General features: G+C 44.6%; 1 protein-coding gene. It reads left to right on the top strand.

The window, feature by feature from the left end; translation table 11 throughout:
• Positions 1-536 (top strand): class I SAM-dependent methyltransferase (locus tag R7Z50_RS30645; RefSeq protein WP_318150171.1); only part of this gene is annotated, 536 nt, incomplete at both ends.

The raw sequence follows: 536 nt of genomic DNA, 5'->3' as shown, positions 1-536 counted from the left end.
AAGATAAAGAAGTACTGAACTGCTTCTCTTACACAGGTGGCTTTGGTCTTTACGCACTGAAAGGCGGCGCAAAACGCGTAATTAATGCGGATGTATCTCAGCCAGCATTGGACACAGCAAAATACAATGCAGAGCTGAACGAGTTTGATATCTCGAAAAAGCGCGCTGTTTTCTTAAACGCAGATGTATTTAAACTGCTTCGTGAATACCGTGACCAAGGTACTCAGTTTGATGTGGTTATCATGGATCCACCTAAGTTTGCAGAAAGCAAAGCGCAACTAAATGGCGCATGTCGTGGTTATAAAGACATCAACATGTTGGCGATGCAAATTCTAAAACCTGGTGGCACGCTACTGACCTACTCTTGCTCTGGCTTAATGGACCAAGTTTTGTTCCAAAAAATCATTGCTGACGCAGCGGTAGACGCAAACCGCCAAGTGAAATTTGTTGAGCGCTTTGAACAAGCCGCAGACCACCCAACCGATACGGCATACCCAGAAGGTTTCTACCTAAAAGGCTTTGCTTGTAAAGTGCTT

Source organism: Vibrio sp. 1249-1, assembly GCF_033340495.1.
This window is presented reverse-complemented; position numbering and strand designations above follow the sequence as displayed.